This is a genomic window from Xenorhabdus szentirmaii DSM 16338, from assembly GCF_002632585.1.
Lineage (GTDB): Bacteria > Pseudomonadota > Gammaproteobacteria > Enterobacterales > Enterobacteriaceae > Xenorhabdus > Xenorhabdus szentirmaii.
In genome coordinates this window covers 584,069-610,014 of record NZ_NIBV01000002.1, presented here as the reverse complement: position 1 = coordinate 610,014, position 25,946 = coordinate 584,069, and the positions used below count along the sequence as shown (strand labels likewise).

The 25,946-nt window shown below is 43.5% G+C and carries 18 protein-coding genes; 5 read left to right on the top strand and 13 right to left on the bottom strand.

Annotated elements, in window-relative coordinates:
- Positions 1-166 precede the first annotated feature (166 nt).
- Positions 167-2,785 carry an aminopeptidase N gene (pepN, locus tag Xsze_RS12490; RefSeq protein WP_038237248.1) on the bottom strand — a complete coding sequence of 873 codons (2,619 nt, stop codon included), beginning with the start codon at positions 2,783-2,785 and terminating at the stop codon, positions 167-169.
- Between the two features lie 482 nt (positions 2,786-3,267).
- Here pepN and pncB point away from each other — a divergent pair, with 482 nt between their 5' ends.
- The 4 genes from pncB to Xsze_RS12470 all read left to right on the top strand — a co-directional run bounded on the left by pncB (position 3,268) and on the right by Xsze_RS12470 (position 8,971).
- Complete coding sequence (pncB, locus tag Xsze_RS12485) at positions 3,268-4,482, top strand: nicotinate phosphoribosyltransferase (protein ID WP_038237245.1); 1,215 nt, start codon at positions 3,268-3,270, stop codon at positions 4,480-4,482.
- 229 nt (positions 4,483-4,711) lie between these two features.
- Positions 4,712-6,112, top strand: a complete 1,401-nt coding sequence (asnS, locus tag Xsze_RS12480) for an asparagine--tRNA ligase (RefSeq protein WP_038237243.1) — start codon at positions 4,712-4,714, stop codon at positions 6,110-6,112.
- Positions 6,113-6,413: 301 nt separating this feature from the next.
- The gene (locus Xsze_RS12475) at positions 6,414-7,529 is read left to right on the top strand and encodes a porin (RefSeq protein ID WP_038237242.1); all 1,116 of its coding nucleotides are present in this window, start codon (positions 6,414-6,416) and stop codon (positions 7,527-7,529) included.
- 251 nt (positions 7,530-7,780) lie between these two features.
- The gene (locus tag Xsze_RS12470; protein ID WP_038237240.1) at positions 7,781-8,971 is read left to right on the top strand and encodes an amino acid aminotransferase; all 1,191 of its coding nucleotides are present in this window, start codon (positions 7,781-7,783) and stop codon (positions 8,969-8,971) included.
- 169 nt (positions 8,972-9,140) lie between these two features.
- Here Xsze_RS12470 and Xsze_RS12465 read toward each other — a convergent pair whose 3' ends face one another.
- The 8 genes from Xsze_RS12465 to cmoM form a co-directional block, all read right to left on the bottom strand.
- Positions 9,141-9,773, bottom strand: a complete 633-nt coding sequence (locus tag Xsze_RS12465; RefSeq protein ID WP_038237237.1) for an MBL fold metallo-hydrolase — start codon at positions 9,771-9,773, stop codon at positions 9,141-9,143.
- Positions 9,774-9,819: 46 nt separating this feature from the next.
- A complete protein-coding gene (mepK, locus tag Xsze_RS12460) occupies positions 9,820-10,368 on the bottom strand; it encodes a peptidoglycan L,D-endopeptidase MepK (RefSeq protein WP_038237234.1) in 549 nt (182 codons plus the stop codon).
- A 412-nt stretch (positions 10,369-10,780) separates the two neighbouring features.
- Entirely contained in the window at positions 10,781-12,496 is a 1,716-nt protein-coding gene (gene ldtD / locus Xsze_RS12455) for a L,D-transpeptidase (RefSeq protein ID WP_038237232.1), read from the bottom strand.
- Positions 12,497-12,802: 306 nt separating this feature from the next.
- A complete protein-coding gene (gene aphA, locus Xsze_RS12450) occupies positions 12,803-13,516 on the bottom strand; it encodes an acid phosphatase AphA (protein WP_038237230.1) in 714 nt (237 codons plus the stop codon).
- A gap of 250 nt (positions 13,517-13,766) precedes the next feature.
- Positions 13,767-18,224, bottom strand: coding sequence for a chromosome partition protein MukB (gene mukB, locus Xsze_RS12445; RefSeq protein ID WP_038237228.1), 4,458 nt, complete (start codon positions 18,222-18,224; stop codon positions 13,767-13,769).
- Positions 18,221-18,937 carry a chromosome partition protein MukE gene (gene mukE / locus Xsze_RS12440; RefSeq protein WP_038237226.1) on the bottom strand — a complete coding sequence of 239 codons (717 nt, stop codon included), beginning with the start codon at positions 18,935-18,937 and terminating at the stop codon, positions 18,221-18,223. Before mukE ends, mukB begins: the two co-directional genes overlap by 4 nt.
- Complete coding sequence (gene mukF / locus Xsze_RS12435; protein ID WP_038237223.1) at positions 18,918-20,243, bottom strand: chromosome partition protein MukF; 1,326 nt, start codon at positions 20,241-20,243, stop codon at positions 18,918-18,920. The genes mukE and mukF overlap by 20 nt, the downstream gene beginning before the upstream one ends.
- On the bottom strand, positions 20,240-21,025 hold the full coding sequence (cmoM, locus tag Xsze_RS12430; RefSeq protein WP_038237220.1) for a tRNA uridine 5-oxyacetic acid(34) methyltransferase CmoM: 786 nt from the start codon (positions 21,023-21,025) through the stop codon (positions 20,240-20,242). The genes mukF and cmoM overlap by 4 nt, the downstream gene beginning before the upstream one ends.
- Before the next feature lie 164 nt (positions 21,026-21,189).
- Between cmoM and elyC the strand changes: the two genes are divergently transcribed.
- Positions 21,190-21,999 (top strand): envelope biogenesis factor ElyC, encoded by an 810-nt coding sequence (elyC, locus tag Xsze_RS12425; protein WP_038237217.1) that lies wholly within the window; start codon positions 21,190-21,192, stop codon positions 21,997-21,999.
- 152 nt (positions 22,000-22,151) lie between these two features.
- On the opposite strand, the gene kdsB is transcribed toward elyC, so the two are convergent.
- From kdsB to msbA, 4 genes are all read right to left on the bottom strand, one after another.
- On the bottom strand, positions 22,152-22,901 hold the full coding sequence (kdsB, locus tag Xsze_RS12420) for a 3-deoxy-manno-octulosonate cytidylyltransferase (RefSeq protein WP_038237215.1): 750 nt from the start codon (positions 22,899-22,901) through the stop codon (positions 22,152-22,154).
- Between the two features lie 3 nt (positions 22,902-22,904).
- Complete coding sequence (locus tag Xsze_RS12415) at positions 22,905-23,084, bottom strand: Trm112 family protein (protein WP_038237213.1); 180 nt, start codon at positions 23,082-23,084, stop codon at positions 22,905-22,907.
- Between the two features lie 66 nt (positions 23,085-23,150).
- Complete coding sequence (gene lpxK, locus Xsze_RS12410) at positions 23,151-24,167, bottom strand: tetraacyldisaccharide 4'-kinase (protein WP_038237211.1); 1,017 nt, start codon at positions 24,165-24,167, stop codon at positions 23,151-23,153.
- Positions 24,164-25,912, bottom strand: coding sequence for a lipid A ABC transporter ATP-binding protein/permease MsbA (gene msbA / locus Xsze_RS12405; protein ID WP_038237306.1), 1,749 nt, complete (start codon positions 25,910-25,912; stop codon positions 24,164-24,166). Before msbA ends, lpxK begins: the two co-directional genes overlap by 4 nt.
- Between the last annotated feature and the right edge of the window lie 34 nt (positions 25,913-25,946).

Here is a 25,946-nt window from a genome sequence, read left to right as displayed (position 1 = left end):
TAATATCGCATACAGCCGGTATCAATCAACGTTGCTTAAACGTTTTCCCTGCCAGAGGCATATAATTGAGAAGTGAGTATTTAACTGAATGATATCATTACAGTGCTAAAACCGTGGTTTTATACCTTTCGACAAGCGCCGAAAGGTATAAAAAACAGGCCATCAATTAACTCTCAAGCGCCTTGGTTATTTTTTCGAACAGATCGCCAGACAAATTGTCCAGTTCTTTCAATTGCTCCAGTGCCTTACTCATCAACGCCTGACGTTTTTCATCATAGAGTTTCAGACGGATCAGCGGATCAATCAATCTTGATGCAACTTGTGGATTCCGGCTGTTCAAATCTGTCAGAACTTCAACCAAGAATTGATAGCCACGACCATCTTCAGCATGGAACGCCACCGCATTTCTGGCAAAGAATGTCCTTAATAACGAATAAACACGGTTTGGATTGCTCAAACTGAAAGAACGGTGCTTCATCAAGCCACGGACTTTATCCAGTGCATCAAAAGCAGGGTTGGTCGCCTGAATTCGGAACCAGTTGTCCATGACCAAACCATCCTGATGCCAGCGTTGATCAAATTCATCCATTAATTGATAGCCACAAGGCAGTTCAGCAGATACTGACGCAGATAATGCAGCAATCGTGTCAGTCATATTATCAGCCTGATAATATTGTGCTGCAATTAACTTATCTGCCTGATCCCTGTCATCAATGAAGGCCAGGTAATAGAGACAGGTATTCCGTAAATCACGTTTTGCAATATCCTGATGGTCTACACGGTATGCGCCGGTATGAAGACTGTGATATACCGCAGCAAATTCATCCGCCATTTCATTGGCCAGCGTCTGCTTCATCGCTCTGAGTACATCATGGATCGCACGAGGATCAATGACCGTAAACAGCTCTGCCATTTCATTTTCAGATGGCAGTGTTAAAATCAATGCAGCCAATGCCGGATCAATATTTTTATCCAGCAACACAGCGCGGAAAGCGTCAATCACATGCATTGGCAGTTCCAAGGCTTGAGATTTCTGGCGACGGGGAACATTCAGTTTTACATAGTTAGCCAGTAAAGTCTGCGCCGCATCCCAACGAGAAAATTCATTGCGTGCATGTTTCATCAGGAATGAAAGCTGTTCATCACTGTAAGGATAATCCAGTTTTACCGGTGCAGAGAATTCACGCAGTAAAGAAGGTACAGGATGTGATGGAACATCATCAAATACAAATGTCTGCTCTGCATGAATGATATTCAAAATATGATTCACGGGCTGCCCATCACGGTGCAGTGGAATAACTCGACCGAGTTCATCATAAAGCTCGATATCCAGAGGAATGTGCAGAGGCAGTTTTTCTTTCTGTTCTGCTGTTGGCGGCGTCATTTGGCTAACGTGCAAAGTATATTGCTGCTTTTCTGCATCGTATTCATCCCGGACAGTCAGCACAGGCGTGCCCGATTGGCTATACCAACGGCGGAACAGCGTTAGGTCAACATTTGAAGCATCTTCCATTGCCTGAACAAAATCATCACACGTTGCTGCACTGCCATCATGACGGTGAATATACAACTGCATACCGGCCTGGAATTGTTCTTCTCCCAATAATGTGTGGATCATACGAATCACTTCTGCACCCTTTTCATAAACGGTCAGCGTATAGAAGTTATTCATTTCCATCACTTTATCAGGACGGATAGGATGAGCCATCGGGCTGGCATCTTCCGCAAACTGCGCAGCGCGCATGGTACGTACATTATTGATGCGATTGACGGAGCGTGAACCTAAATCAGAACTGAATTCTTGATCACGGAAGACAGTCAGCCCCTCTTTCAGGCTTAACTGGAACCAATCACGGCACGTAATACGGTTTCCTGTCCAGTTATGGAAATATTCATGGCCGATGACGGATTCAATGGCAAGATAATCATTGTCAGTTGCGGTTTCTGTTTTTGCCAGAACATATTTGGAGTTGAAAACATTCAGTCCCTTATTCTCCATTGCGCCCATATTAAAGAAATCAACGGCAACGATCATATAGATATCAAGGTCATACTCCAAACCAAAACGCGTTTCATCCCATTTCATTGAATTTTTCAGGGATGTCATGGCCCAATCCGCACGATCCAAATTACCTTGGTCAACAAATAATTCCAATGCAACTTCACGGCCACTGCGAGTAACAAAAGTATCACGCAGAACATCAAAATTTCCCGCAACTAATGCAAATAGATAAGCAGGTTTCGGGAATGGGTCCTGCCATTGCACCCAATGGCGCCCGTCACTCAGTTCTCCCTGAGCAATGCGATTACCATTGGAAAGCAAAAACGGATATTTGGATTTATCTGCGGTAATGCGGGTTGTGAATCGGGCCAAAACATCCGGACGATCCAAATAATAGGTAATGTGGCGGAATCCTTCAGCTTCACACTGAGTGCACAACGCATCCCCGGAGACATACAACCCCTCAAGTGCTGTATTTGCTGACGGATTGATTTCATTCACAATTTTCAGAGTAAAATGTGCAGGTAACTGTTCAATCAGTAACTTTCCATCTTGTTCCTGATAATGTTCCCAAGATTTATCATCTACATAAAGGTTTTTTAAAGTCAGATTTTCTCCATCCAGAACCAGCGCGGTTATTTCATTAGCCAAACGCTTTACCTGACTGATTGCTGTCACCGTCGTTTTATTGGCCTCAAGTTCAAAATCAAGGGCAATGTCCGTAATTGTATAATCTGGTGTTTTATAATCCAGACGGTGTTTAACGAGTCGCTGTTGTATCATAGGGAACCTTTTCCATTACTTTTGACAGGCATATTTTTTATCGATATCGTTTTGAACAGTATAGTTGGCAGTATCTACCTAATCTTGATGACAAATTATCTGACATGCTATGTATGTTTTCATATTATCTGTGTTTTCATACCATCTCTATTTTATAGAGATATTTCCACAGAAACGTTCAAATCGCTAACGCTGCCATAGAGAGACTCACCTTTCAATCAGTAAATCTCTTTTTTTGGATGTTAATAACTTATTAAATAAAAGTATAAATGATGTGAGCAGCATATTAGTACTTTCGTGCTAATTGTCATCTCATATCCCATTTAACATGTTATTATCTGTAAATGGATTAACCTTAATCTTTAGACGCAGGAAAATATATGCAGCGATGTAACTTCAGTAACCGACTCATCACGGTATACTTTCCTGATTTTATCGATTTAGCAGACATGAATACGCTCCGCGAGGATGCCTGACGCGCCATGATCTTAGACGCTACCCCGATTATAAAATCACTGCTTGATACAGATGCCTATAAATTTCATATGCAACAAGCAGTGTATCACCATTACAGCAATATTCCTGTTGTTGCAGAATTTCGTTGCCGTGGTGATGAACTGCTCGGAGAATATGCCGAGACGTTACGTCATCAAATTAACCTGATGGCTAATTTAACACTAACAGAGCGTGAAGCCGATTTCCTCTCCCGCCTCCCGTTCTTTAAAAAGGATTACCTGAACTGGTGTAAATCTTTCCGCTTTAACCCTGAGCAAGTCGAAGTCTCTGTCACTCATGAAGGACAATTGGCTATCCGTATTTCAGGTTTATGGCATGAAGTGATTTTATGGGAAGTGCCTTTGCTGGCCCTGATCAGCGAGTTGGTTCATCGCCACCGTTCACCTGAAGTCACGCCGGAAGATGCTGTTATTCAGCTGAGAAAGCTTATTGAGCTGTTCTATAAAGATGCCGCGGATGAAAATATTGATTTGTCCGGTTTCAAGTTGATGGATTTTGGCACTCGCCGTCGTTTTTCACACGACGTACAATACGCCATTATCAACGAATTAAAGAATAGTTTTCCGTACCTAATCGGAACCAGCAACTACAAGTTTGCTGAACAACTGGATCTTACCCCTCTCGGCACGCAGGCACATGAGTGGTTTCAGGCTCATCAACAGATAAGCCCTGATTTGGCCAACAGCCAGCGAGCCGCCTTGCAAACCTGGTTAAATGAGTATCCAAATCAGTTAGGTATTGCACTCACAGATTGCATTACCATGGATGCTTTCTTACGGGACTTTGACAAACCATTGGCCATGGCTTACCAAGGTCTGCGCCATGATTCTGGCGATCCTATCGAGTGGGGTGAAAAAGCCATTGCACACTACCAATCGCTGGATATTGACCCGATGACGAAAACACTGGTGTTTTCTGATAGTTTGGATTTGCAGAAAGCACTGGCGTTGTACCAACATTTTCATAAGAGAATCAATGTGGTCTTCGGCATTGGCACTCGCCTGACCTGCAATATTCCCGGTGTAAAACCCCTGAATATTGTGATTAAGTTGGTTGAGTGCAACGGTAAACCTGTAGCCAAACTCTCCGACAGCCCCGGAAAAACCATCTGTGAAGATGATGAGTTTGTCGATAGGTTACGCCGGGCATTTGATATTCCCTATATAGAAAAAGTCGTTTAATCCCGCCAATTATCACTTGCGTAACCGGCTTTATGCTGGTTACGCAAGTAACGAGCATATTTTCCCTTTATTTCCTGGCTAAGACACGCAATTTCTTCTTGTTTCCTGAGAGATGACAAGTAAGATAGAAGATCTTCCCCTGATAACAGGGGATTGACAGTAAGTCTATACCTGACAAGAAAGGTATATCTGGTTATCCAATTCACTATATAAATGAAGAGAGAAAATTATGAGCGTAGCGCCTGTAGTCGATGTACTGCAAGGCCGTGTTCCGGTTGGCAGTGAAGTCACCGTTCGCGGTTGGGTACGTACAAGGAGAGATTCTAAAGCTGGTATCTCATTCCTCGCCGTCTATGACGGTTCCTGCTTTAATCCATTACAGGCCGTCGTTAATAATAATTTACCGAATTATCAGGAAGAAGTACTGAGTTTAACCACAGGCTGTTCTGTAGAAGTGGCAGGCACAGTGGTTGAATCACAAGGCAAAGGCCAATCCTTTGAACTGCAAGCGACTAAAGTCACCGTAGTCGGCATGGTTGATGATCCTGATACTTATCCTATGGCGGCTAAACGCCACAGCATCGAATACCTGCGTGAAGTGGCACACCTTCGCCCACGAACCAATCTGATCGGTGCTGTTGCACGTGTTCGTCACACTCTGGCGCAAGCCCTGCATCGCTTTTTCCACGAAAAAGGCTTCTTCTGGGTATCATCACCATTGATCACCGCGTCAGATACTGAAGGTGCGGGTGAAATGTTCCGCGTTTCTACTTTAGATCTGCAAAACTTGCCACGTACAGATAAAGGTGATGTCGATTTCAGCCAAGATTTCTTTGGCCGTGAAGCGTTCCTGACGGTATCCGGTCAGTTGAACGGTGAAGCTTATGCGTGCGCATTAAGTAATGTTTACACCTTCGGTCCTACTTTCCGTGCAGAAAACTCCAATACCAGCCGCCACTTGGCCGAGTTCTGGATGCTTGAACCTGAAGTTGCGTTTGCGGATCTGAACGATATCGCCAAGCTTTCAGAAGAGATGCTGAAATATGTTTTCAAGGCTGCATTGGAAGAACGTGCAGATGATTTGGCGTTCTTTGCGGAGCGTGTTAATAACGAGGTTATCACTCGTCTGGAAAAGTTTGTCGATTCTGACTTCGTTCAGCTGGATTACACTGATGCAATAGAAATTCTGGAAAATTGCGGGCAGAAATTTGAAAACCCCGTTTTCTGGGGTGTGGATTTGTCATCAGAACACGAGCGTTATCTGGCCGAGAAGCATTTCGAAGCGCCGATTATCATGAAAAACTATCCAAAAGACATCAAAGCCTTCTACATGCGCATAAATGAAGATGGCAAGACTGTGGCGGCAATGGATGTTCTGGCGCCGGGTATTGGTGAAATCATCGGCGGCTCTCAGCGTGAAGAGCGTCTGGATATGCTGGATAAGCGTTTGGAAGAGATGGGCATGAACAAAGAAGATTATTGGTGGTACCGTGATCTGCGCCGTTATGGCACCGTGCCTCATTCTGGTTTTGGTCTGGGCTTCGAGCGTCTGGTCGCTTATGTCACCGGTGTATCCAACGTTCGTGAAGTTATTCCGTTCCCACGTACCCCAAGAAACGCAAGTTTCTAATGAATCAGCTCAATAAATAAGCTAATAATCAATCCTTCGAAAAGCCAGCAAAAGCTGGCTTTTTCATTTTATGGTAAAAACCACTTGAAAAAAGTTCCCTCACATTTACATTTTGAAACATCTATTTGCACTTTATTACGTATTTTGCACTTTTGTAGCATCTTGAGGGTGGATAAAATTCATTACCAATGGAACACTGATCGCCAATTAATAAGACACTCGATACCTACAAATAGTTCCAAAATTTTTTAGTGTTCTGTTTTTGTCAAGTGTCTGGATAACACCAATGAGGGTAATAATAATGAAACGCAATATTCTTGCAGTGGTCATCCCAGCTCTGCTGGTTGCTGGTACAGCAAACGCAGCTGAAATCTTTAACAAAGACGGCAACAAACTGGATCTGTACGGTAAAATCGACGTACGCCACCAAATCGCAGACGAAAGAAGCGGTGAAGACGGTGATGATTCTTACGCACGTATCGGTATCAAAGGTGAAACTCAGATTTCTGACCAGCTGACTGGTTTCGGTCGTTGGGAATATGAACTGAAGGCTAAAAACGCAGAAAATGATCAAGACGCGAGAACTCGTCTGGCTTATGCGGGTCTGAAATTCGCTAACTACGGTCAAATCGATTACGGTCGTAACTACGGTGTGAACTATGACGTTAACGCATGGACTGACGTGCTGCCAATCTTTGGTGCTGACTCCATGTCCAAAACTGATAACTTCATGACTGGTCGTTCTACTGGCCTGTTGACTTACCGTAACACTGACTTCTTTGGTCTGGTTGATGGCCTGAACTTTGCTCTGCAATACCAAGGCCAGAATAGCGACCGTACCAAAAACAAACGTGGCGATTTCAAAACAGCAAATGGCGACGGTTACGGTTTGTCTGCTACCTATAACGCAGGTTACGGTATCACCGTTGGTGGTTCTTATGCGAATTCTGCACGTACCTCAGACAGCCAGAAGTATTTCAGTCATGCTTTTGGCGAACGTGCCGAAGCATGGAACATCGGTGCTAAATACGACGAGAACAACGTTTATCTGGCCGCTATGTACGGTGAAACCCGTAATATGACCCCAGGCGCAGGTGCTAAGAAGCATTATAATTTTGGTGGCATTGCAAACAAAACTCAGAACATCGAAGTGGTTGCACAATACGATTTCTCTAGCCAAGGCTTTGGTCTGAAACCATCTCTGGCCTATGTTCAGTCTAAAGGCAAAGACCTGACTGAAGCTGATAAAAAATTCAGCGCAGATCTGGTTAAATATGTTTCTGTAGGTACTTACTACATGTTCAACAAAAACATGACTGCCTATGTTGATTACAAAATCAACCTGCTGGACAAAAACTACGGTAAAGACACCGGTGCTCGCAACGTACTTGGTGTTGGTCTGACTTATCAGTTCTAATCACTGCTGATAAACAATTTAGCTAAAACTAAACTTATTTATCTCAAAAAGGCAGCGCTAATGCGCTGCTTTTTTTGTTTTACCCTTCTGTTTTTCAAGCTCTTTTTCTCACGACTTCTCTCACTACGTAAACTAGTTCACAAGATTTTATTCTTTTTGCTACAAGTAGTTGGCAAATGCTTTCCTTAGCGTTACCCTGAGCGCGTATAAATTCTTTTGGGCTTAACTCTCCAAATCTTGGAATTAAAAAAATGTTTGAGAAAATCACAGCAGCACCTGCCGACCCCATTCTTGGTTTAGCTGACAGCTTTAAAGCTGATCCCCGTGAAAACAAAATCAATTTAGGTATCGGAGTCTATAAAGACGAAACAGGTAAAACCCCTGTTCTGACTACGGTTAAAAAAGCAGAAAAATTCCTGCTGGAAAACGAAACAACTAAAAATTATCTGGCAATTAGTGGCTTACCTGAATTTGGCCGTGTTACTCAGGAGTTACTCTTCGGCAAAACCAGCCCTGTTGTTACTGATAAACGTGCCCGCACTGTACAAAGCCCAGGCGGAACGGGTGCACTGCGCACTGCCGCTGATTTCATTGCAAAGCAAACTAATGCAAAACGCGTCTGGATCAGCAACCCAACTTGGCCAAACCACAAAGGTGTTTTTGCCACTGCCGGTTTAGAAATCCGCGAATACAACTATTACGATGCACAAAACCACGCGCTGGATTTTGATGGTATGTTGGCAAGCCTGTCTGAAGCAGAAGCGGGGGATGTTGTTCTGCTGCACGGTTGCTGCCATAACCCAACCGGTATCGATCCAACACCTGAACAGTGGCAGAAACTGGCTGACTTATCTGCTGCAAAAGGTTGGCTGCCAGTATTCGATTTTGCTTACCAAGGTTTTGCCAAGGGTTTGGATGAAGATGCAGAAGGTCTGCGCATTTTCACCAAAAACCACAATGAACTGATCGTTGCCAGCTCTTATTCCAAGAACTTTGGTTTGTACAATGAGCGTGTCGGTGCGTGCACCATTGTTGCCGCAGACAGCGATACAGCCGAAAAAGCATTCAGCCAGGCGAAATCCATTGTCCGTACCAACTACTCTAACCCACCTGCACACGGTGCTTCTGTTGTGACAACAATCCTGTCCAACGATGACCTGAAAGCAGAATGGGTTCAAGAATTGGCTACCATGCGTGAACGTATTCAACGCATGCGTCAGTTGTTTGTTAACACATTGCAGGAAAAAGGGGCGAAACAAGATTTTAGTTTCATCATTGCCCAAAACGGTATGTTCTCATTCAGCGGCCTGACTAAAGAACAAGTTGACCGCCTGCGTGAAGAATATGCTATTTATGCTGTTAGCTCTGGCCGAATCAACGTAGCAGGCTTGACACTGGAAAATATGGTTCCTCTGTGTGAAGCGATCGTTGCCATACTTTAATTCATTGCAATCGAATGTTTGAGTTCTCTTGCTAAAAAGCCGCTTTCATCAGCGGCTTTTATTTTTCACATCTGCTTTATATCAACAAATATAACGAAAAAATATACCCTTCATCTTTCAAGCTACCGCGTTACTGCTGTAACTTGAAATCCAGTAAATATACATCCAATCAATTTTGCAGGAATGGGTTGGTTTTTCGTTCGTGCCCTAACGTCGACATCGGGCCGTGACCGGGAATAAATTGATAATCGTCCCCCAATGGCAATACTTTTTCCTTAATGGATTGGATCAATTCATCATAATTTCCCCCAGGAAAATCTGTACGCCCAATACTGCCCTTGAACAATACATCTCCCATGGAAATTAATTTTTCTGCATGATTAGCCAGAATAACATGCCCGGGTGTATGTCCCGGACAATGCAAAACAGACAATGTAACCTTGCCAATCTGTAGCGTATCTCCATCTTCTAACCAACGATCTGGCGTAAAAGAGGGACAGGGTTCAACACCAAACATCTGGCATTGAATTTCCAGGCCTTCGATCCAAAAGGCATCGCCTTTATGCGGCCCGTGAACCGGTACATTGAAATGCTTTGCAACTTCAACAGTCGCACCAACATGGTCATAATGACCGTGTGTCAACAAAATTTGTGTTAATTTTAGCTCGCGACGTTCTATTTCAGCAATCAGTTGCTCGGCATTACCACCAGGATCAATAATTGCTGCTTCTTTCGTTTCTTCACACCAAATCACTGTGCAATTCTGCATTGCCATCGTAACGGGAATAATGTGATATTTCATTATATTGTTTAGCTCCACAATCAAGACTCACCATGGGGTAATAAGATTACCACGTCCTTACGGGGCCTGTATCAATATGAACAAAATTACTTTTGGGATAAAAACCCACTCCCCCCGATCGCATTTTCAATGCAGCCTTGCGTATATGCGAAAGCTGAACACCGTTAATATGAAAATCCATCGCCTGACCACGGGTATGGTAACTATGTTTTGCAACTCCGCCACTGGCTTGACGCAACTTATTATTTGTCGCCAATGAACGATAACCAGAAACCAATTGAACAGATTTATTTATTCCCATCAGTGCCTGTAATAAATAAATTTGATCAAATAATTTTGGGTCAATAGTTTTGACCTTATTTTGACGAAAATCACGGAATAAATAATTCAGACGAGCTAATTCTGATTTATTATAACTGCGACCATCAAAAAATTCAGCTTTAAGCCTTTCTCCTGTATGCAGATTATCAAAATGCAAGATTCGGGGTCGTGGTGTCGTCAGTGCAGCCAAAACGGGCTGAGGCAATAAACCTAACCCCAACGCAGCCGCACTAACGCCGAGCCACTTTCGGCGATCGTGGTCAATATCATTCATGGATCATATGCCCTGCTATTCTATGATGTATTAATAATTTCTAAACTACACAATATCGAAGTTTAACCGACTAATAAGACATCAATCAATTAAAAGTAGTTTCAATTATTTTTGTATATTACTGTAAATTAATCAACTCATAATTGTGATCAACATAACATAATACAAACCATAATCAGCACCTATTAAACATCAATGAAACGATATTAATATAATTCCTATCCCATCTGATACACAATAGAACAATAAATGTAAGAAAAACATCCTACCCTAAAAGATAAATTACAATAAAAAACACTTAAAAAATAATTGGTAATATAAAAAACGGCAAAAAAATTATTTTTTCACCGTTTGTAATTAATGATATTTAAATTCCATTTATTCTTTTATAAAAACTCAATAACAGCAAATTTTATAAATCGTTTCTGGATACCAAAAACTTGAATAAAGGCTCAGATTGCTGTCTCGCGCTTTCATCATAGCTATAGATATCTGCACGATATTGTGGTTCATCTTTTTCATTCACCCAAGCAGTTTGATAATAGAGAAAAACAGGGATCTTCTTGGGGATATTGACATATTTAGTTGTCCATGTTTTCAGTGAATTGCTCACTTTCGTTTTATCCCAACCTGCATCCCCCAATAACATATTCGCCAGCTCGGGTGCCTTATTGACACGAACACAGCCAGAACTGACCGCCCTCATTTCTCGGCTGAAAGAAGCCTTATTTGGTGTATCATGCAAATAAATGGCTTCCGAGTTCGGCATATTAAATTTAAAACGCCCTAATGAATTTCCTGGACCAGGGGCTTGCCGCAAACGATAAGGGAAATTGCTGGGCGTAATGACTCCCCAATTGATAGTGGATGGATCAACAACCGAGGCATCATTACTCCAACTGGAGAAAACCGTATAGCCTCGTGAGCGAAAATAATTCGGATCATTCATGGCCCTTGGAGCAATATCTTTCCGGGTCATACTCGTGGGGACTGTCCACGGAGGGTTAATCACAACATTATTTAATTCACTGCTCATAATGGGTGTTTTTCGGCTAGATCGCCCGACAACCACTTTAGAACTCAGAACCTCTTTTCCATTCAAGTAATAAAACAGAGAATAATCAGGAATATTAACCAAAATCCCCGTGGCTATATTTCCGGGAATAATTCTCAGCCGCTGTATATTCAGTGCCATAATTCTGGCACGAATTTTTGGTGTTGTGTTTAGCCATACTTTAGTCGATTTTCCAATAACACCATCAACAGATAATCCGTGTAAAGCCTGAAAACGTTTAACAGCGGCAACCAATTCTTTACTGTAAACCTGACTTTCAGCTTTGGCGTCTGATGAATCTAACGTACCTGTCCTCACTAATATTTTTCGTAATTCAATGACGCTATCACTATTTTGCCCCGGTCTTAATGTTCCCTTAAACGAAAATTCTGGCCATGATTGGTTATCAGATAATTGTGATAACATTTCCTTTCGCATATTTTCATACATGGGGTGATTAGGAGATAATCCTTTAATATAACTCAGAACAAGATTATCATTGATACTTTGTTGCCATTTATCAATGACATTAGAGGGAGGCAAATCAATCTTATATGTATTTTTACCGTATAACCAAGCATCCCCTTTTTTCTGAACATTATTGATAAAATGAAGATATCCCAGCATTGCATCAGATAAAATAATATCTCGACCTATATCACTTAATTCAGGAGAATTCAGTTGCATCAGCCATTTTTCAAATTGAGGCTGAAAACCTGCTAATGATATTTCAATTAATTGATTTTCAAACTGCTGTACTGCTTTCTTATCTGTCCATAAAGGTTGCATTTTATTGGCGGAATATAAAGTTACCAACCGTTCAAAGAATATCGGTTTTACTTGTTGTGGCAACCAGTTTTGCAACTGTTTTCGATTTTCATCAACAGAATGCACTGAAAATATAGGAATAGTCTTATCAGCTGACACAACGATATCTGCCTTTTTTTGTTCCTCTGATAACTGCTGAACACCATTTACGACTAATCCATTTTGTTGATTCGCTAAACCTTCTGATATCACTAACGCGCTAAAAATAAAAGAAACTTTCAGTAATCTGATCGTATTCTTTGCCATAAGCGTTCACCTCACCTTATTCGTATACCCGTTGCCGTTCAAGTGGTTCACTTGTTTCCGTGTTAAAACCTGAAACTTATTAGGTATATGCAGCTATCCAATGACTTATTCTAATTATCAGCTGATCTATTTTATCAGAAAAGAATGCTATTCATTATATACGTAATTATCTCTTAAAGCAGATTAAATTCAAGATGTTCAAACAAACAGAAATATACATTACAATAAATTATCTTATACCCGCTTAAAAAAACAAAAGGCACCAAAGATGCCTTTAATCAGAATCACTTCTATCAGATTTTCTGGTTAATATTCCGAATTAATGATAACCTCTTCTCCAAACCGACCCGCCTTGGGCAAAGGTTGATAAGAAGAGTTTGATGCTCTCAAAACTCGAATGCCTCGAATATTCAGCTCTCGCGCAGCGGCAATATCCGCATCTGCATCACCATAATAAATTTTTAATTTATTCACTTTCATCCAACTGACTTTATTATTTTTACCCGGCTCTTCACCAGCAAAAATAACCGCGTTCATCTTGTCAGCAGGAATATGAAGTTCTTGCTGTAAATATTTAGTCACAGTTTCTGTTTTAGTTTTTGTACGGCCCGTAATAAAATAAACGGAATCACCCCTCTTCAAATGCATCTGAACTAATTCAATACCAATTTTTTTTGGCAAGCTGAATTTATCCCAACCATTATTCATTTTTTGCCAAAATTCTGGATTTTTCAGATAACGATTGTCATTCGGCGAGTATTCTGATTGACCACGATAAAAACCAGGGCTTGAAAATAATACGGTATCATCAATATCAAACCCGACGGCTACCGGAGGCTGATTATTCAGACTTTTTTCAATCTGTTCCACTGATACCCAATGTATTGCCTGACGTTGTGCCAAATCTGCTGCTGTGACACCTGAAGCAATTTGTTCAGGCATCTCTATTTTTGCCTGAGCCAACCCATTAAAGCTAAATACAAGAGCAATCACACTAAATGCCAGAGTAAATTTACGCATCGTTATTCCTTTTCATATTAATCATAACGGCATGAAATCATAAACATTATTATCGCACTAAAACGAGACATACTGCACAATTGATTAAAAGCTTATCTTCGTTATTGTCGCTTATTGTTATAGATAGTCTGATCATAGACTATATGTAGCAATGTGGCGCTTGAGGAATAAAGGAATAGAAAAAGGTAAAGCCACATAAAGCAAGGGGCCATATAATGGCCCCTTATGTCATTAAATAATCTAAATAAAACTATTCTTGCAATATAGGTTGTATTTGTTTTTGTTCGGTAGCCGGAACATCCTGTCCAAAACCACGTAATCCGACAACGTGAACATGCTCCTGATTGTTGAAAATTTTACGTACCAACTTATAGGTTGTCCCTTTTTCCGGGCTGATATTCTCAGGTGCAGCAATAATTAACTGCATTTGCAAGCGTTCACACAGTTCAAACAGCGTGGCAATTGATTTCGCATCTAAACGGGCTGCTTCATCAAGGAACAATAAACGGCATGGAGAGATGTCTTTTCCACGCAGACGACGAGACTCCTCTTCCCAGCTCTGTACAACCATAACCAGAATCGACATTCCCGTACCAATAGCTTCACCAGTGGAAAGTGCCCCGCTTTCTGCTTTCAGCCAACCATCTGAGCCCCGGTTAACTTCAACATCCAATTCAAGATAATTACGGTAATCCAACAGCTCCTCACCAACGGTTTGTGGTAAACGCTGCCCCATGTCAATCTGTGGATTCAGGCGCTGATACAGTTTTGCCATCGCCTCAGAGAAAGTCCAGCGCTGACTGCTGAACAGATCCTGATGCTGTTCTTGCTGCTCAGACAATACATCCAGCAAAAGAGCATGACTGTCACGCACATTCACATTCAGACGAACACCACCAACCTGACCAAAGGAAACTGCCTGCAACCCCTGATTAAGCATGCGAATGCGATTCTGCTCACGCTGAATGGTCTTACGAATAATATTCGCCACACTCTTGGAGCTAATGGCCAGTTTTTGTTCACGGGCAGTCAATTCTTCGGTTAAACGTGCCAGTTCAATTTCCATTTGCTCAATGGCATCAACCGGATCATCCGTACGGATGATATCCTGACGAATTCGTTCGCGCAGATGCTGGTAAACGGCCACAAAGAATTGAATTTTACGCTCTGGGCGTTTCGGATCTTCAGACAAGCGCAAAGCATCACGCAAATGTTCATTGTCAGCAACGGCCAGACGTAACGCGCCCAGCGCCTTATCCGACATAGAGCGCAGATCATCGCCGTCCATATAGGCGAGTTCACGGCGATGCAAGCGGCGTTCAACACCATTATCTTTCACCATGCGCATCACGGCGCACCAACCCGCTTTTGAAGAGGCAATCTGCTCACGTTTTTGGTGATAGTCACGTTCAGATTTACGCAGTTTTTTCTGGAGGTTATCCATTTCCGCTTCACAGAACGCAATCTGTTTCTCAAGTTGGTTGATACGAGATCGGTTCGTACCCACCGCAGCATGGAGCTGATCACGACGCTCCCGGGCACGGCTTTCTGCATTGGCATCAGCCTGAGCCCCAATTTCTTTCAACTCCTGCTCCAGCTCTTTCAACATATCCTGCTTCGTGTCATAAGAGCTTTTCAGTGATGCCAAGACCTGGCTGAACTGTGTACATTGTGATTGTTGCTGACGCAATTTCTCACGGGCACGGCTGCGATCAGATTCTGCGTGTTCAAGGCGTTGACGCAGTTTATCGTTCAGATCAGAATTTTCATTCAGCATTCCGGCTGAATCGCTGTAACTGAAATGCGCCCGGCGCTGTGCAACTTCTGTCAACGCAAACGCTTGCTGCTTGGCCTTATTTTGGGCATGTTGCGCTGACTCATAATCTTTTTTCAACTGCTCATGCTGCCGTGGATCACTCTGCAAAACAGAAACCAAAGGTTCAAGTTGAGTCAGGGCATGGTTATGTTGCTGCAAGAATTTCGCCGCATCCTGTGCTTCTGCCATCTCTTCACGCAGATTTTCCACTCGATCAATCAGCGTTTCATCCAACAAGATGGTGATTTGTGGAAGCAGGCGATTCAATGTAGACAGGCTTTCTTTTACCTGCACAAGTTTCTGCTGATGCTGCTGGGTTTGTACTTCAAATTGAGATAATTCACGTTCCAGCTCAATGCGGCGTTGATTCAGTGCCCGAATTTCCGCTTCCGGGTCATCAGCAAACGCAACAGACAGGTGTTTACCTACAAAACTGCTGAAAGACTGATGCGCACGCTGGATCTTCTGCACATCAAAGGACAGTGTGGCATAACGTTCAGCCAATGTATCACGTTCAAGGCTGAGTGCTTCCAGACGACTTTCCCTTGCCGCCCGTCCAAATAATGGAACTTCAGGATAACGGGAGTAACGCCACTGACGGTCAGATGATTTCACCAAAACCGAATTCGCCAATTCTTCGGAATGGAAGACGCTGTCATCAAAAGATTGTGGATCTCCCTCAATCAGATAAAGATCTTCCGGGCAATCTTCCAATGCTTCCAATTGTGGGCGGACCAATGCAAGGTCAGGCACAACAATAGCATGACGTGCCGGCCCATACAGCGCAGAGAAATAAGGCGCATCATCAATGGTAATGTCGTCATAGATTTCTGACAGCAAAACACCACCAAAACGCTCTGCCAATGCCAGCAATCGGCTATCTTCTGCGCCACTTGGCTGGCTCAGTCTCTCAATCTGCTGTTCCAGTTCACGCTTCTGAGCAGCGACATCATCACGTTCAACGGTAATTTCACGTTCCTGTTCCAGCAATTGCTGCATATATTCCGTGACATCATGACCATTTTCGAACGTTTCATTGCTCTGCTCACTCAAATGGTTAAGAGCATCCTGCGCTGCCAGCCACACAGGAGCACGCGCTGTCAGTTCTTTTATTTTGTGCTTAAGCTGTTCAAACTCCTGCCGTATCTGCATACGACGTTCACCGCTTTCATTGGCGCTTAAACCCAATTCTTCTAACTGGGCTTCTAATTCACCTTGCAGTGATTCTAAATCTTCCGGCTGATACTGCTGGCTATGCCGTTTACAGAATTCTTCCAGTAAACGCTCTGCATTTTTCTGGCTATTGAGTCTCTGCTCCAATTCAGCCAACTGAATGCGCAATGGTTGAACACGAGCAGCCAAATGACGTTGAGACGGCCATTCACGCAAAACTTCCCGGGCGGATTGCCATGCGTCACTGCGACTCACTTCTCCGACGATATTTTTCACCCATTGATAGGCTTGCTCAAACTGACTGTGCGCTGCATCAGCAACACTCAGCTTCTGTTCAAGCGCCAGTAAAATCCCAGTCGCCTGCTGTTCTTTGGCCTGATAAGTCTCTTGCCATTCCTCTATATTTTCTATCGATAAATCCGGCAGCTGGCAAAGTTCACGCGCGCGTCGCAGAGCCTGCAAAGCTTGTTGGTACTGGATGGCCCGGGTTTGCTGAACATCCAGAGCCTGCTGGTAATCAGCAAGCTGGCTTTTTAATTCATCAACCTCTTGTTCGGCCGCTTCAGACAAAGCTTCATATTCCGCCTGGAGATCTTTGGCTTCTTCTACAACCTCACTCTGTTCTTCCAGACGGTAAGTCAGTTCTTCAACATCCGATTGGTAGCGATCAATTTTTTCTTGCTGGCGCATTGCTGTCTGAACCAGGTTCAGGTGATCGCTGGCCGCCTGATAGTCCATTTCCAAATCGGACGATGCATCACTTTGTTCCGCTAATTCTCTCGCCATTTCAACATGGCGATATTGCTCAGCGATCAATTGGCGGCGGCCTGCAAAGAGTTCGCTGCGTAACGCCAGGCCTTCATCCAGATGAATCCGGCGTTCGTTGGCATGACGCATATAGTCAGCAGAAACATAGGCCGTTGCTTCAGTAATCAGGTGCTTGAAAAGATCACGGTCAGATTGGGTTACACGGATCGCTTCCAATGTGATACGGTTTTCACGCAATGCGGCTTCCATATCCTGAAAGGCTTTTCTGACACCACTATTCTCCGGCAGTAAATAATCACGCAATGAACGGGTAATGGCACTGGAAATCCCGCCATAAAGCGATGCTTCTATCAAGCGATAAAATTTACTCCGATCACTCGCTGAACGCAGGCGTTTAGGGATTACGCCCAAATCAAACATTAAGGCATGATAATCCGTAATAGAGTTAAATTGCTTAAACTGAACGCCTTCCATTTCATCAAGGCGCTCTTTAAGTTCATTCAACGGCAAAACCCGAGCCTGACGCCCGTTAATGTTCTCAGTTAATAATTGTGTCGGTTGGATGGACGCAGGAATGCCTTGGATCATAAATGGCTTGATATCAACTTTCCGGTCACGTCCGGCAATCTGCTGTAAGCGAACACCGGCGATGATCCGTTGATGGCGCGAATTAACGACATCCAGCGTGGAATAGCAGACACCTGCCCGCAGCTTACCATGCAAGCCCTTATCACGAGAGCCGCTGGTTGCACCGGCTTCTGTTGTATTACGGAAATGAAGTAATGTCAGATCCGGGATCATGGCGGTCACAAATGCCGCCATTGTCGTGGATTTACCCGCACCGTTACCACCGGATAAGGTTGTCACAAGCTCGTCAAGATCAAACGTTCTGGCAAAAAAGCCATTCCAGTTAACTAACGTCAGTGAGCGAAATTTACCGCGTTCAATCATGCCTGCTCATCCTCCGCATTTTCTGCTGAATGCTCTGATACTTCTTCATGTTCATTATCTTTCTGCGACGCTTCCACAGGCATGGCTTCACCATCACGGATCATCCGTAGTTGTGCCTCACGTGGATCGCCACCGCTGCGTACATCTGCACCAAAGCGGAATACAGCTTCGGTGATCGTAAATTTATTACTGTCATTTTGCAGGAAATAAACCATTCCCAAACGGCGTAATCGATTCAGGGAAGTGCGTGTTTTTTCCTGCAATTTTTGTTTATCGAGATCAGAACCTGTCGAGCGCTGATTCACCATTTTCATCAGCTTATTTTCATCAGCCAATGTCAATAATTCCTCGTACAACTCCTGAAAAGTAAAGATCCCCTGATTGGATAAACGCTCTGGGCTAAGGTAGAGGTAACACAAGATTTTACCTGTCATCATATCCAATTCCGATAAGACGGAGCGAGGGATCAATGTTGTTGAACGGGGACGCAGGTAGAAAAAACCTTCTGGTGCACGGATTAACTCAACGTTATAACGCGCATAAAATATTTCCAATTCTTCCTGAAAATCCATCAGAAAGGCGTGATTATCAAGATCATCCATACTGATATGACGGCCCGCACGCAGCTGGCTGTCTAATTCAGGAAAAAGCGCATTGGATAATGCCTGTGCCAGTTTTACTGGCATAAGTTGTTCAATATGTGTCGATGACATGTGCCTGCACCTTGGCTCCGTAATCATTAATCGCTAACCATTCCGCTGGCAACCCAGAGAAATCCGCTTCTGCAATACCCAATCGTACTGCGTGATCCACCAAAATTCTCGCGACATCAAAATGGTGTTTATGTGGATATTGTGCGAGATAGTCACGCATCACTGATCCCAAATCCAGAGGAAGTTTAGCCTGCTGGTAAACCGCCAACGCTTGCTCAACCATTGCAGCCAATTGTTCATTAATTTCATTAAACTCTTCGTATTCCATTTCCGGAGGTAACTCTCCCATTACCTCTTCGTTACGCAGAATCAGTTCTTCATCTCGCATATCCAAAAAACGCTCCGCGTTGGCAACGGTCAATGTCCACGGATTATCAAGAAAGTGTTGAACAGATTGGCGGAGGCGCTGGGCGAAAATGCGGTTTTTATCCATATCAATGGCTGTACGGATAAATTTGTGAACGTGGCGGTCGTAGCCAATCCACAAGTCGATGGACTGCTGCCCCCAATTGATAATACGATCCAGCTTACTTTGCAGATCAAAGACCAATCGATCTACTTGGTCAGAACCGCTGCCGTCCATATTCGCCGCCTGAATTCTCAACAGATTCGCCTGTAATTTGTCACCCGCTGCTTCCAGGGTATCCTGAAGTTCACGCAGTGTTCCTGATGTTTCAGATAACAATTGCTCACAGTTGGCAATAGCTGCCTGCCAATCTTGGTTGAGAAGCGCGGCAATATCCGATTTTACGCTGTTTTGCTGCTCATCCATCAAACGCTGGGACATATCAATGCTGTCAAAAATCTCTGCCACTGAATATTTGAGGGGAGCAAATACATTGCGATGCCAATGAAATTCATCACCGTCTTCTTCAGCAGCTTCTGCTGCCCGGTGTAACTCATTGGCAACAATGGAGAGTTGCATGGAAAGGCGTAACGTGGAAAATTCACGCTGACGAATGTAATAATCACTGATGCCGATTCCCAATGGCGTCAGGCGATAAATCGCGTTGCCATCCGCCAATTCACTGGTAAAACGGTTAAGCAGTTTCTGGCGGACCATATCATTGATGGCATTATTCGCTCTGACGGATATAGATTCAGAAGTCTGTTCAAAACCTTTGCACACTTCACGGAAAGCATCCACCAGCTCCCCTTCACTCATTTCACCATCAAGCCGTTCACTGTTCAAAACAGCAATAGCCAACAGAAAAGCCAACCGTTCTGGTGGCAACGAAATCGAAAAATCATTTTTTCTGGCCCAGGACACAAGCTCGGGAACAGTATGGGAATATTCACTACTCATAATTCGCTCTTTAAGGTAGGCTTGCGTGCCATCACATGAATATAACGCCCGAGGCTGATGTAAGGCTCCTGCCTGCAATAACGTTGTTCAAGTTCAAGCAACGCCGGAAAATCTGCGTCTTGTAATTGGCGGCTTTGCAGGTAATCATGGAAAACCCTCACACCTGTTTTACCTGTAATTTCCATGTTGAGTTCAGCTAACCATTGATATACATGTTCCGGTACTAATGGATTCTGTGGTGAAAGAGAACGTTTGCGGCGACGTTGAATATTGGGCGTCGCCAAATGGAAATTACCCAAGATGGCATTACGCATGACCAACCCATTGGCATTATAAAACATTAATGAGAGTGCACCACCCGGCGCAATTATATTTCCCAATGCGGCTATGGCATCTTTCTGGTCAGTGATCCACTCCAATACCGCATGAAATAGAATTAAATCAACAGGCTGTTCAATATGGCGCTCAATATCCTGTACCGGGCTCTGGATAAATTTCATTTGGTTAAGAAGACCCCGCTCTCGCGCATTATCTTTTGCTCGCAGGACCATCTCTTCTGACAGATCACAAAGTATGACCTGATGACCTAATTCAGCCAATTGGCAAGCCATATTCCCTTCACCACCACCCGCATCCAAAATGCGCAAAGGGCGTTGAGGCAAATGATTCAGCAATTCGTTAATATCCTGCCAGACGACGGCCTGCCTGATTTTACCTTTGGTTGTGCCGTAAATATTACGTGAAAATTTGTCTGCAATATCATCGAAATTGCGATCCAGCATGGAAAACTGCCCCACTTATAATCTAAGTTTAAATTGTTTATTGAGTCGTTATGCTATCTAGTGCTATTACTACTATTATTTTGGCACAGTAATTATTCAATTCACTACTTTTAGCCTTAAATCTGGCTCATACGATTGCAATTCAACCAAATCAAGGTCAATCAATGTTATTTCTGCTAAAAAAATACGTCGGCTCGCTATTAATGCCTTTGCCGTTGATTATTCTCATTTCTCTCGCAGCACTGCTGTTGCTCTGGTTTACTCGCTGGCAAAAGACGAGTAAAACCATTTTATCACTAAGCTGGTTTGCATTACTTTTATTAAGTTTACAGCCTATTGCAGACAAGCTGTTACTCCCTGTGGAAGGGAAATATGCTCAACGTTATGAACCTGAAGCAACACAAAAAAATTCCATAAAATATATTGTTGTCCTCGGTGGGGGTTTTACCTATAACCCCGAATGGGCGCCCAGTGCCAATCTTATCAATAATAGCTTATCCAGAGTAACTGAGGGCATCAGGTTATATCACCTTAATTCTGGTGCTAAAATGATTTTCACTGGCGGTAAAGGCGTTAATTCAGTCAGCAGTGCCGAAATTGCGGCTATAGTAGCACAATCTATGGGAGTACCTGTAGAAGACACCATAGCATTAAATAAGCCTCTGGATACAGAAGAAGAAGCCGTTGAGGTCGAAAAGAGGGTTGGTCAACAGCCTTTTATTCTCGTGACCTCTGCCAATCATATGAAAAGAGCACTAAAATTTTTTGAACAACGAGGTATGCATCCCATCGCAGCTCCCGCCAATCAATTGGCAACAACAACGCCATTATATCCCTGGGAAAAATATATCCCCTCTTCTTATTACCTGTCACATACGGAACGTGCCTGGTATGAGACGTTAGGACGTGTTTGGCAAAGCATTAAACCAGAAAATAATAGAGATAATCCCGACAAACAAACAGATCCTCAATAGAACAGGCCGGCAACACAGAGCCATGTCGGAAAGAGAGAAATTGAAAAGAGAGAATGACTGATGCCGCATTCTCTCTTCAATATATATTTAATTGCTATTTCCAGCGCAATGCATTGTTTTCACCCTAATGCATTGTTTCCGCTGTAATGCATTCAAGAAGCGGTGAACATTTTCCTGACAGCCTCCAGATCCTCTGGGGTATCAACACCCGGCCCGGGTGCTTGCAAAGCTTTTGCTACGTGAATTTTTTCGCCATACCAAAGTACTCTTAATTGCTCAAGCATCTCGATGTGCTCCAGCGGGCTTGGTGCCCACTGCACATAGCGACGGATAAATCCGGCCCGATACGCATAAATACCAATATGACGCAGGAAATTGTCCCCAATCGTTTCTTTTGATTGCATGAAACGATCTCGTTCCCATGGGATTGGGGCCCGGGAAAAATAGAGCGCATAACCCTGTGCATCCATAACAACTTTCACCGCATTAGGGTTAAACGCTTCTTCGGCTTCTTGAATTTGAACAGCAAGTGTTGCCATCCCAGCATCACTGCCCGCCAGATTATCAGCAACCTGTTTAATGATTTGCTCAGGAATAAGCGGCTCATCACCTTGAACATTGACGATAATTTCATCATCAGCAAATTTATATTTATCAATGACTTCTGCTAAACGTTCTGTACCTGAATGGTGATTTTCACTGGTCAGGCAAACTTCACCACCAGCAGCAGTGACCGCATTAAAAACGTCTTGATTGTCTGTCGCCACAATAACCCGAACCGCTCCGGAGCGGATTGCCCGCTCCATGACACGAACAATCATTGGTTTACCATGAATATCAGCCAATGGTTTTCCAGGTAGGCGTGTTGATGCAAAACGAGCTGGAATGATAACGGTAAACATGGATTATTTGTTTTCCTCTGAAGGTAAGGCCCGCGATTCATTTTCGAGTAAAACAGGTATACCATCACGGACAGGAAAAGCAAGGCGATCAAGTTTACAAATCAGTTCAAAATTTTCTTTATCGTAACTAAGCTTGCCATGGCATAAAGGGCAAGCAATGATTTCAAGTAAACGGTGATCCATATATCATATCCCCCAACGGACGTTAATTTTAATGCGGCTCAGAATAACACAAGCAATGTCTTGCCGTTAACTCTGCTGCGGTGTTTCATGTCGGGGAATATCCAATTGAGGCAGCAAAGCACAAATCTCATCCAATACTTTTTCCCCTTTCTCCTGCGGAAAGTGGGCATGTACCGGTAAATACCACCAATTATCCTGAGCAAATTGAAAGCATTTCACTGCATCTTTTTCTGTCATCAACAAATTTTGCTGGTTATTTGTCAATGCCAGCAATTGGGACTGTTCATAAGACTGATGGTCAGCAAAAGCATGTGTTTTTTGTAAATCTGCCCCCAATTGTTGCAATGTCGCAAAAAAACGTGGTGGATGACCAATCCCGGCCATTGCAACACTGTTCGGTATATCCCTTACTTTCCGCTTTTCGCCCGTCAGCAAATTTACCGCCAACTCTCCTTTCAGCTGCATTGGCAATTCCCCCGCTTTCGGTGTTCCACCATTCACAATAATGGAATTGACACTTTTCAGGCGCCCTTCAAGTTCCCTCATCGGGCCAGCAGGCAACCAACAACCATTACCGAAACGCCGGATACCATCAATCACCACAATTTCATAATCACGCTGCAAGGCATAATGTTGAAGGCCATCATCTGTAATGACAATATCAACTGAGGCATGATTCAATATTGCGTTGATAGCTTCAGCCCGTTTCGGTGCAACTGCAACCAGTGCCCCTGTCCGCTTGTAGATTAAAACGGGTTCATCCCCCGCCTGCGCAGTGGAGACTTTTTCCGTGACAAGCAATGGGTAACAGGCTGATTTCCCACCATAACCACGTGAAACAACACCAACCCGATAACCTTTTTTTTGTAGTTGCTCAACCAACCAAATGACAACAGGGGTTTTCCCATTTCCCCCTGCGGTCAGATTACCCACTACCACCACAGGAAGAGGCGCTTTCCAGGAACGCTTTAATCCCCATTTATAACTCAAACGGCGGAGAGCACTAATCAGCCCATAAAGGGCTGAAAGTGGTAATAAGGCAATGTAACACCATGAACGGCCTGACCATATGCGTTCAATCATTGGCCGAATTGCATCCTGTGTAATTGTGCATATGCCCCCTCTTGTTCCAACAGAGTCGTGTGATTGCCTCTTTCTATAATATTGCCATCTTCAATAACAATAATTTCATCCGCATTTTCAATGGTAGAAAGACGGTGAGCAATCACCAATGAAGTTCTGTTTTTCTGCAATTCATCCAATGCAGCCTGAATTGCACGCTCTGATTCTGTATCCAGGGCAGAAGTTGCTTCATCCAGAATCAAAATTGGTGAATCGCGTAATAAAGCACGGGCAATCGCAATACGCTGACGCTGTCCCCCAGAAAGTAATACGCCATTTTCACCAACCATAGTATCAAGACCATGATCCATCTTGCTGATGAAATCCATTGCATAAGCCATTTCTGCCGCGCGCTCTATCTCTTCACGGCTGAATTCGCCTTCGCTGGCATAGGCAATATTATTGGCAACCGTATCGTTGAAAAGATGTACATTTTGCGAAACCAGCGCAATTTGATTACGCAGGGAAGCCAGCGTATATTCACGTAAGTCGTGACCATCCAGAACAATATTGCCTTTATTCACATCATAAAAACGAGTAAGAAGATTAGCGATTGTTGATTTACCAGAGCCTGAACGCCCCACCAACGCAATTGTTCTTCCGGCAGGGATCGTCATTGAGACATTTTTCAGCGCAGGTTGTTCTTTAGTGGGATAACAGAAAGTAACATCGCGGAATTCGATATCCCCTTTCGCCTTTTTGATTTCCAATTTACCGTCATCTTTTTCCTGCTCCATATCCAAAATAGTGAACAGGGTTTGACAAGCAGCCATACCACGTTGAAATTGCGCATTAACGTTAGTCAGAGATTTCAATGGGCGCATCAGGGCAATCATTGATGAAAATACAACCGTAATTTTTCCTGCTGTCAAAGCCCCCATAATTTCAGGAAAACTTGCCGCATATAAAATAAATGCCAGAGCAAATGAAGCAATCAACTGAATAATTGGGTCAGAGATAGAACTGGCTGACACCATTTTCATTCCCTGTTGGCGCATGTGGTTGCTGACTTTGTTGAAACGCTCTGTTTCGACTTTTTGCCCACCAAAAATCAAAACTTCTTTATGCCCTTTCAGCATCTGTTCTGCGCTGGCGGTGACCATTCCCATGCTATTTTGCATATTCTTACTGATATTGCGAAAGCGCATTGAAACAAAACGAATAACACCTGCAACTACCGGTGCGATCACAATCAGAATCAGGGAAAGTTCCCAGCTGTAGTAGAACATCAGTATAAACAGACCAATAATTGATGCCCCTTCCCTGACAACCGTGACTAACGCACCGGAAGAAGAAGATGCAACTTGTTCTGAATCATATGTTATGCGGGAGAGCAATGTTCCGGTAGATTGCTGATCGAAGAAGGAGACTGGCATCCCCATCATATGGTTGAACAGACGACGACGCATCTGCATGACTACTTTGCCAGATACCCAAGAAATACAATAACTCGAGACAAAACCAGATATGCCACGTAATAACATTAGCCCGATAACAACCAATGGCATCCACTTCAATACACCAATGTCAGCCTTGCCAAAACCTTCATCCAATAGAGGCTTCAACAGGGAAATCATCAATGTATCACCAGCAGCATTAATCACTAATGCAACCGCCGCAACTAACAGACCGAGCTTAAATGGTGTGATGATCGGCCACAATCGGTGAAAGGTCTGCCAGGTAGAAAGGTCTTTATCATTCATTATTGAGTTACCAAACCAAAAGAAATAGCGGCTCATT

Excerpts from the sequence above, each read along its gene's own strand:
- pepN (WP_038237248.1), bottom strand. The coding sequence starts at position 2,785 with ATGATACAACAGCGACTCGTTAAACACCGTCTGGATTATAAAACACCA.
- pncB (WP_038237245.1), top strand. The coding sequence starts at position 3,268 with ATGATCTTAGACGCTACCCCGATTATAAAATCACTGCTTGATACAGAT.
- asnS (WP_038237243.1), top strand. The coding sequence starts at position 4,712 with ATGAGCGTAGCGCCTGTAGTCGATGTACTGCAAGGCCGTGTTCCGGTT.
- Xsze_RS12475 (WP_038237242.1), top strand. The coding sequence starts at position 6,414 with ATGAAACGCAATATTCTTGCAGTGGTCATCCCAGCTCTGCTGGTTGCT.
- Xsze_RS12470 (WP_038237240.1), top strand. The coding sequence starts at position 7,781 with ATGTTTGAGAAAATCACAGCAGCACCTGCCGACCCCATTCTTGGTTTA.
- Xsze_RS12465 (WP_038237237.1), bottom strand. The coding sequence starts at position 9,773 with ATGAAATATCACATTATTCCCGTTACGATGGCAATGCAGAATTGCACA.
- mepK (WP_038237234.1), bottom strand. The coding sequence starts at position 10,368 with ATGAATGATATTGACCACGATCGCCGAAAGTGGCTCGGCGTTAGTGCG.
- ldtD (WP_038237232.1), bottom strand. The coding sequence starts at position 12,496 with ATGGCAAAGAATACGATCAGATTACTGAAAGTTTCTTTTATTTTTAGC.
- aphA (WP_038237230.1), bottom strand. The coding sequence starts at position 13,516 with ATGCGTAAATTTACTCTGGCATTTAGTGTGATTGCTCTTGTATTTAGC.
- mukB (WP_038237228.1), bottom strand. The coding sequence starts at position 18,224 with ATGATTGAACGCGGTAAATTTCGCTCACTGACGTTAGTTAACTGGAAT.
- mukE (WP_038237226.1), bottom strand. The coding sequence starts at position 18,937 with ATGTCATCGACACATATTGAACAACTTATGCCAGTAAAACTGGCACAG.
- mukF (WP_038237223.1), bottom strand. The coding sequence starts at position 20,243 with ATGAGTAGTGAATATTCCCATACTGTTCCCGAGCTTGTGTCCTGGGCC.
- cmoM (WP_038237220.1), bottom strand. The coding sequence starts at position 21,025 with ATGCTGGATCGCAATTTCGATGATATTGCAGACAAATTTTCACGTAAT.
- elyC (WP_038237217.1), top strand. The coding sequence starts at position 21,190 with ATGTTATTTCTGCTAAAAAAATACGTCGGCTCGCTATTAATGCCTTTG.
- kdsB (WP_038237215.1), bottom strand. The coding sequence starts at position 22,901 with ATGTTTACCGTTATCATTCCAGCTCGTTTTGCATCAACACGCCTACCT.
- Xsze_RS12415 (WP_038237213.1), bottom strand. The coding sequence starts at position 23,084 with ATGGATCACCGTTTACTTGAAATCATTGCTTGCCCTTTATGCCATGGC.
- lpxK (WP_038237211.1), bottom strand. The coding sequence starts at position 24,167 with ATGATTGAACGCATATGGTCAGGCCGTTCATGGTGTTACATTGCCTTA.